This window comes from Flavobacterium sp. XS2P24 (assembly GCF_030010285.1).
GTDB lineage: Bacteria > Bacteroidota > Bacteroidia > Flavobacteriales > Flavobacteriaceae > Flavobacterium > Flavobacterium algoritolerans.
This window is the reverse complement of sequence record NZ_JASCRU010000021.1, coordinates 46,579-53,789: the sequence shown is the minus strand read 5'-3', so window position 1 is coordinate 53,789 and position 7,211 is coordinate 46,579. Positions and strand designations below refer to the sequence as shown.

The following is a 7,211-nucleotide window of genomic DNA, read 5'->3' as shown; positions in this document are numbered from 1 at the left end:
GTACCGAATGTTGCTTGAAAACGGGTTGCATAATCTTTGTTTTTAGTACTTAAAAATACTAATAATCAAGATTAAAAACAAAAAAACTGTCCGAAAATTACCTTTTCGGACAGCCTCTTTTTATTTTGATTAATTACTTCTTATGAAATTAATAATTGAAATCTATTCTGTTGTCTTCAATTTTAGCATTAGCTTTCAATGCAGGAATTACTCTATTTGCATCTGAAGCGCTTTGTGCTTTTAATTTAGTCACATAAGCAGCATGGCTTTTCAAAACCGGTGCTTTTACTGTGCTCATATTTTTTACCACATAAACTCCTGTATTTCCTTCGATTGGAGCAGATAATTTGTTTACTGCTAATGCAAATGCATTCCCAACTACTTTTGGCTCTTGACCCACACCAGGTAACATAGTGTTTTCCATAGTAAGAGCAGTCGCTTGTTGTACTGTTCCTCCTACTGCTTTTGCAATTGCTTCAAGAGAAGAACCTGACATTTTTGCTTTGATAAGTTCTGCTTTTTTCTTGTTTTTAAGAATTGGCTCCACATAAGGTCTAACTACTGAAACGGCTACTAAACCAGAATCGTCAATACTTTTCAGTTTTGCAATAACGTGACCTACATTAGCTACTTCAAATCTTTTTACAGCTCCTACTTTAACTCCATCTTCAAAAGCCCATCTTACAATTGTTCTTTGATTTCCTAATGTTCCAAAGTTCTCATCCATTCCTTTTACAGAAACAGCCGGAGCAACTTTAAGTGCCATGTCTTTTGCTACTTTATTAAAATCTTTATCAGCAGCATCCATTTCTAATTTAGTTGCCTGAGTAAATATTTTATCAGAAGTTGCTTCTGAAGCTTCAATTTTTTGCGCTACAGTCGCCAAACGAATTCCGTCTTGTTTGTCCGTAATTTTAATAATATGAAAACCAAAATCAGTTTCTACTAAACCAACTTTACCGATAGCACTATTAAAAACAAAATCATTAAAAGGTTTTACCATTTGGTTTTGACCAAAATAACCTAAATCACCACCTTGTTGTGCTGATGAATCATCCGAATTTGTGAAAGCCAACATCATGAAACTATCTGGATTAGCATTTACTTGTGCCAAAATACTTTCTGCTTTTGCTTTTGCTTGTTCTTTTGTTCTTTTTTCTTTTTGATTAGGAGTTTGTGTTCCTTCGTAACTAATTAAAATATGACTTGCTTTAGCATTAACTCCTGATTTCATTCCCATAGATTTTGAGATACAGTAGTATTTTCCAAACATGTAAGGTCCATAAACTGCACCTGGAGCTAGGTTAAATAATTTATCAGCATCTACAGCCGGCAAATCTTTCTTAGCGATATAAGTAGAATCATAAGGAACATCTGAATTTGAATTTACAAATTCTACAGTGTTTGTAGTAGTTCTAAACCCTGGCAATGTATCGTTTTTACCTGTAGCTTGGTTGTAAACCACACTTCCAGTTAACAACGCATTTATTTTTGTTTTAACTTCAGTTTCATCAGCAGCAGAAGCTTTGTCTTCGATCAAAACATATTCTACTTCACGAGACTCGTCAGCTTTGTATTTTTTTTCATTTTTCTTCATGAATTCAACAATCTCAGCATCAGTAATTTTTACTTCACTGTCTTTAATTGTAGAATATAAACCTGCAACGTAAGCAAAGTTTACTTTGTTTGCTTCCATTTCATATTTTAACTTTCCTTCGCTTTCAGTTGTGTAAACCGCTGCTTTAATCAAAGTATTATACATTTGGTATTTAGCATTCAAATCAGCATCCTTCTCTCTATCTTTCAAGAATTGAGCTTGTGCAGGATTTGCTTTGAAGTATTCTTTGAATTTTACAACATCAAAAACACCGGCAGCATTTAAAAACAATGGATTTCCCCCAATATTTTGATCCGCTTTCAAAACTTCCAATAAGTGTTTTTCACCAACTCTAAGTCCCAATTTATCAAATTCAGAAGTTAATAAGGCTATAGAAACTTCTTGTTCCCAAACTCTGTTTGCTGCTTCAGTTGACGTAATCCCTTGACCACTTTTTTCAACATTACTTACTTTAACTCTAAAATCTTCGAATGAAATATCTTTTCCATCAATGCTTCCTACATCTTTTGATGTACTGCTGAAACCACCGCTATTGAATATATCACCTATGATAAAAGCTAATAAACAAAACCCGATAACGAGTATCAGAAGAAGTGAACGTTGTCTAATTTTTTGTAAAACTGCCATTTTATTGTTGTTAATTTTTATATTCAGTTTGCGAAAATACAATTATCTAATTAATAATTATACTAGTAGCGTTTTATTTTGCAAGAAATTTTATTTTCCTAAAAAAAATCAGTCTTGTACGGTCATTTTTACTAATTCTATTTTCTTATTTGTGGCTTCTTCAATTATAAAATGATAATTGCCTATAGAAATCGCATCGCCTTTTTGAGGGATTTCTTTTGTAAAATCGACAATAAAACCGCCAAGTGTTCCGTAAGAATCATTTTCAGGAATAGCCAATTTATAGGTGTCGTTTAAGTATTCTACATCAAAACGAGTTGAAAAAACAAAAACTCTGTCCCCTAATTCTTTTTCTATCAATTCTTCGTCTGAATCGTGTTCGTCTTCAATTTCGCCAAAAAGCTCTTCTACAATATCTTCTATGGTAATAATTCCTGACGTTCCTCCGTACTCATCTAACACTACTGCGACACTTTTTCGCTTTTTAGTAAGCAAATTCATGGCGTCTTTTATGAATATTGTCTCCGGAACAAACTCAACCGAAATCACAATTTCCTTGATCTTATTTGGTTTTTTAAACAAATCAAACGAATGTACATAACCAATAATATCGTCCAGTGAATTTTGATACACCACAATCTTAGAATAACCCGTTTCGATGAATAATTCCTTGAGATTTTCTATTGAGTCAAACACCTCAACTGCAATAATTTCGGTTCGGGGACTCATCACATCTCTGGCTTTCACACCGGAAAACTCTAATGCGTTTTGAAACATTAATATTTCAGAATCCACCATTTCATTATCCTCAACACTACTCATTTGTTCGGTAATGTAATTCCCAAGTTCTATTTTACTGAAATACAACTGAATATTATCCCCTTCCGTTTTGAAGAATTTCTTCAAAATAAAATCAGAAATTCCAATAAAAAAAGTAGAAATAAAATAGAAAAACTTATAATAAACATACGCCGGAACTGCAAAAATCTTAATTAATGAGTTGGCATAGATTTGAAAAAAAACTTTAGGAAGAAACTCGGCAGTGATCAAAATCACTAGTGTCGAAACCAGAATTTGAAGCAGTAAACTGAACCAATCCGACAAATGATATCCTAAAGCCGCAAACCTGCGTAATAACAGTTCGCCCATAAAAAAACCATACACCACCATCGCTATAGTATTGCCAATAAGCATGGTTACTATAAAGTTAGTTGGTTTTTCAGTAAGCTTAGTAAGTATTTTTGAAACGAAATTATCTTGTTTTTTTTCAATCTCAAGATATATTTTATTAGAAGAGACAAAGGCTATCTCCATTCCTGAAAAAAAAGCACTTAGTATTAGACACAATATGATAATACTAATCTCCATTAATTAGGAATTTTTGTTTCGATCATCAAATTTTTTGGCAAATTTCCTTCTAAAGAAAAACATAAAAATAGCCAATCCTGCAATCATGAAACTCAACCAAAACGTTCCTTCGGGCTCATTTAATTTAGTGACACCATCGTAAATGAAATAGGCTCCAAAAACAAGGTAAACGTATTGTGTATATTTTAGGTAATTCATAATGTATTTATATTAATCGGCGGATTCTATTTCGCCAGTTATTTTTTGAGAATTAATCACTTTGAAATCTTTACTAAAATCGATTCCTTGTCCATTTGAAGTTCCTTTTGGATCTGATAATTTAAATTTTCTTTCTGTAAAGAACCATTCATTTTTTTGATCAAAATACAATTGCTCGGTTTCTAAAGTCTGACCATCTTCCGTGAAAATTTTTACTTTTCCCTGTAAATCGATAATGTTTGTGCTTTTATACGAAATAGCATAATTAGACTTTATAAATGTTTTCTTCGCTTTTTTATCGAATAAAGTAACATCGATTCCTTTTGGAAATTCCGTAAAGGGAAAATCAACACTAGTATAATCTAGCATTTTAGCACTTACCAGAATTGCCGTAATTCGTCCTGAATCAGTGTATTTCAAATTTACCAAATCAGCGTCACTATTTGGAATAAATTCCGAAAAATTAATCTTCTGAATTTCCTTAAAATTACTTTCGCAACCAAAAAACAGTGTCACAGCAAAAACTGTGACAACTGATTTAAGATACTGTTTTTTGACTAAAGTCATACGCTGAACTTGACCAAGATATTTGGCACTACTACCAATTCTTGTTATTAGTTGAATTTTCGTTTTTCAAACCATTTGTCATTAAGTGAAAAACTCACACTTAAGTTTGCATAGTTCTCCTGAACAAGATTTGCTTTTGTAGTTCCTTTTTTTCCTAATTCGAAACCAAAATTCACATTTGAGAAACTACCTGTTATAGGAAGTCCCAAACCAAAAGTTAATCCCATATCATTTATAGATTCAGAGTTTATAACCAATCCTGTTTTTTCATATTTAAGACCCGCTCTGTAAACAATTCTTTTTGCATAATTAGAAAACGAATTGTAATTAGGAATGTAATATCCTCCTAAACTAACGCTGCCATATTTTCCATAACCTACATTAGCTGCATCATTGTATTCATTTGCCTGACCTGAAGTTTTACCGTAAGCTATCTTACCACCAACAAGCCATTTTCTAGCCTCTCCAATTCCTGCGCTCAACGATATTTTACTTGGCAATGTTAAACTAGCCTCTGTTTTGACATCATCAAGAGCATCAACAACAGCCAAATCAAAATTTGAATTATAGATTACTGTCGAAATATTTCTAGTGTTTTTAGATGTCAAAGTACTTTCCAATGAATAAGTCAAACTACTGAAAACAGATATTTTTTTGTAAATCTTAGTTTGATACATCATTCCAAGATTAAAATTCACTCCTGATAAATCTGCTGAATTCAATTCGCGTGTCCCAATAGGAACTCCAGTAATGAATTCAAGGTTATTGCTTTCAATTTTTCCAAAATTATAATTCACATCAGCACCAATGTTAAAATTTGGAGCAATTTTATATCCAACACCAAAAAAAGCTTTATTCAAACCACCTGTACCATTAAAACGTTTGTTGTTTTCTGTTCCACTGTCCGAAATAGATTCAATTTTATAACCAACAGAAGAATATGGAATCAATCCAAAACCAAAACCAAACTTACCCAAAGGCAGACCAACTGCTAGATAATCCAAAGTAGTTCTTGTCGCATTAGCTGATTCAGTATTGTTTTTTAAAGTTGTAGTCCCGTAAGTTCCTCCTAAAGTAAACGTAGTTAATTTAAGATTTGCGTAACTGGCTGGATTTTGTAAGTTCATGTGTATACTATCCTGCTCAACAGCCACTCCTGCCATAGAGCGGTTTTCAAGCGTTCCTTTGAACCTTACATCCCCAATTCCGTAAAAAGAATATGGAGAAGATGTTCCTTCTTGAGCAAAAGACACTAATGATAAAAGCAAACATGCGCTTATTATAATTTTTTTAATCATTTTTGATTTTATATTGAAATGTTTGATTCAAACTTTCCAGAAGAAAATTTGAATTGGCAAATATGGTATTTTTTAATCGTTTAGCCAAAAAATCTGTGTCGCCACCCGTTAAAATTATTATAAAATTTGAATACCTTGCTTTATATTCATCGATAAAACCGTCAATCTCATAGACGAAACCGTTCACCACGCCAGAATGAATCGATTCAGAAGTGGAAGTTCCAATGAAATCTTTTGGACTTTCTAATGATAACAAAGGAAGTTTGGCCGTAAAATTATGCAACGCTTCGTAGCGTAATCGCAATCCTGGCGCAATGGCTCCGCCCAAATAATTATTCTCTTCATCAATAAAATCGTACGTAACACACGTTCCGGCATCAATAACCAACCGATTCTGATTTGGAAACTGAAGCGTTGCTCCTGCTGCAAGAACCATCCGGTCAATTCCCAAAGTTTTAGGAGTCGCATAGCAATTTTGGAACGGAAAAGGATCTTCATGAGACAGGAAATGCACATTAAGCACTTCATTATAGACTAAAAAAGACTGTTTTTCGACATCTCCTACAGAGGAAACGACCAAATCAGTTATTTTTTCGAAAATTTTTAAAATATTTTCAATATTTTTTTGAAGTTCTATTTTAGAAAAAACAAAAATTTCAAAAAGGGTAGCATCCTCAAAGACAGCCGCTTTAATTCTGGTATTTCCAACATCGACAACTAAAATCATAATTTGGTTTTTGATGTTGCGAAGGTACGAATTGATTTTTTTTAAAAAATGTTTTGGATAAACTAAAAATCATTCTATATTTGCACCCGCAATAGCGAGGTACCTTAGCTCAGATGGTAGAGCAATGGACTGAAAATCCATGTGTCCCTGGTTCGATCCCTGGAGGTACCACTTTAAAAATCCGTAACATACTTGACAAACAAGGAGTTACGGATTTTTTATTTATATTTTGTACGATTACTGTACGGTAAAATCTATTTGTATTGTAATAATATTTAAAACCTGTCTACTATGGAATACAATCCTTTTAAGTTGGCTTTAGCTTTTAAATTCCATTCCTGATACATTGGAAGCATTTCGCAAAAAACTTCACTATACGGCTTCGCATAACCTTCTTTTATCATAATTTCGTTCAAAACTCTACCATCATTTAGAATTAAATAGCCTAAATGTCTACCGTATTTATCTACTAAATTATTTTCTTCCTGTACTAACGTGCAAACGTCACCCAAATTAATTTGATCCTTTAAGAAATTAAAAGATAAAAAACCTAATTTAATTAATAGTGCTGCTGGTATTTGAAGCTCTCTTTCATCTTTTTTAATCTTGTTGCAATAATTCATCTCAGGAGCATCAATCCCATATAATCTAATTTCAAATTCCTTTTTGGTAATAAAATCTTGAACAATCAAACCATCGCCATCAACAAATTTTTTAGTTTTCAGAAGAACATTTTTTGTTATTGTCATAATTACTTTAAATCGCCTTGTATTGCCTCATTTATGTTGTTGCCTGTCAATTGTTTAGA

General features: G+C 32.6%; 7 protein-coding genes and 1 tRNA gene. 1 reads left to right on the top strand and 7 read right to left on the bottom strand.

What is annotated here, in order from left to right; genetic code table 11:
- Positions 1-148 precede the first annotated feature (148 nt).
- The 6 genes from QLS31_RS12585 to QLS31_RS12560 all read right to left on the bottom strand — a co-directional run bounded on the left by QLS31_RS12585 (position 149) and on the right by QLS31_RS12560 (position 6,403).
- Entirely contained in the window at positions 149-2,245 is a 2,097-nt protein-coding gene (locus QLS31_RS12585) for a peptidylprolyl isomerase (RefSeq protein ID WP_282744162.1), read from the bottom strand.
- 108 nt (positions 2,246-2,353) lie between these two features.
- Positions 2,354-3,613, bottom strand: coding sequence for a hemolysin family protein (locus QLS31_RS12580; protein ID WP_282744161.1), 1,260 nt, complete (start codon positions 3,611-3,613; stop codon positions 2,354-2,356).
- Positions 3,614-3,616: 3 nt separating this feature from the next.
- On the bottom strand, positions 3,617-3,811 hold the full coding sequence (locus QLS31_RS12575) for a hypothetical protein (protein ID WP_282744160.1): 195 nt from the start codon (positions 3,809-3,811) through the stop codon (positions 3,617-3,619).
- A gap of 12 nt (positions 3,812-3,823) precedes the next feature.
- Entirely contained in the window at positions 3,824-4,378 is a 555-nt protein-coding gene (gene lptC, locus QLS31_RS12570; RefSeq protein WP_282744159.1) for an LPS export ABC transporter periplasmic protein LptC, read from the bottom strand.
- Between the two features lie 47 nt (positions 4,379-4,425).
- On the bottom strand, positions 4,426-5,676 hold the full coding sequence (locus QLS31_RS12565; RefSeq protein WP_282744158.1) for a hypothetical protein: 1,251 nt from the start codon (positions 5,674-5,676) through the stop codon (positions 4,426-4,428).
- On the bottom strand, positions 5,669-6,403 hold the full coding sequence (locus QLS31_RS12560) for a type III pantothenate kinase (protein ID WP_282744157.1): 735 nt from the start codon (positions 6,401-6,403) through the stop codon (positions 5,669-5,671). Before QLS31_RS12560 ends, QLS31_RS12565 begins: the two co-directional genes overlap by 8 nt.
- Before the next feature lie 98 nt (positions 6,404-6,501).
- Between QLS31_RS12560 and QLS31_RS12555 the strand changes: the two genes are divergently transcribed.
- Positions 6,502-6,574: transfer RNA gene (locus tag QLS31_RS12555), tRNA-Phe, on the top strand.
- A gap of 104 nt (positions 6,575-6,678) precedes the next feature.
- Here QLS31_RS12555 and QLS31_RS12550 read toward each other — a convergent pair.
- The gene (locus QLS31_RS12550) at positions 6,679-7,152 is read right to left on the bottom strand and encodes a thermonuclease family protein (protein ID WP_282744156.1); all 474 of its coding nucleotides are present in this window, start codon (positions 7,150-7,152) and stop codon (positions 6,679-6,681) included.
- Positions 7,153-7,211 lie beyond the last annotated feature (59 nt).

Excerpts from the sequence above, each read along its gene's own strand:
- QLS31_RS12585 (WP_282744162.1), bottom strand. The coding sequence starts at position 2,245 with ATGGCAGTTTTACAAAAAATTAGACAACGTTCACTTCTTCTGATACTC.
- QLS31_RS12580 (WP_282744161.1), bottom strand. The coding sequence starts at position 3,613 with ATGGAGATTAGTATTATCATATTGTGTCTAATACTAAGTGCTTTTTTT.
- QLS31_RS12575 (WP_282744160.1), bottom strand. The coding sequence starts at position 3,811 with ATGAATTACCTAAAATATACACAATACGTTTACCTTGTTTTTGGAGCC.
- lptC (WP_282744159.1), bottom strand. The coding sequence starts at position 4,378 with ATGACTTTAGTCAAAAAACAGTATCTTAAATCAGTTGTCACAGTTTTT.
- QLS31_RS12565 (WP_282744158.1), bottom strand. The coding sequence starts at position 5,676 with ATGATTAAAAAAATTATAATAAGCGCATGTTTGCTTTTATCATTAGTG.
- QLS31_RS12560 (WP_282744157.1), bottom strand. The coding sequence starts at position 6,403 with ATGATTTTAGTTGTCGATGTTGGAAATACCAGAATTAAAGCGGCTGTC.
- QLS31_RS12550 (WP_282744156.1), bottom strand. The coding sequence starts at position 7,152 with ATGACAATAACAAAAAATGTTCTTCTGAAAACTAAAAAATTTGTTGAT.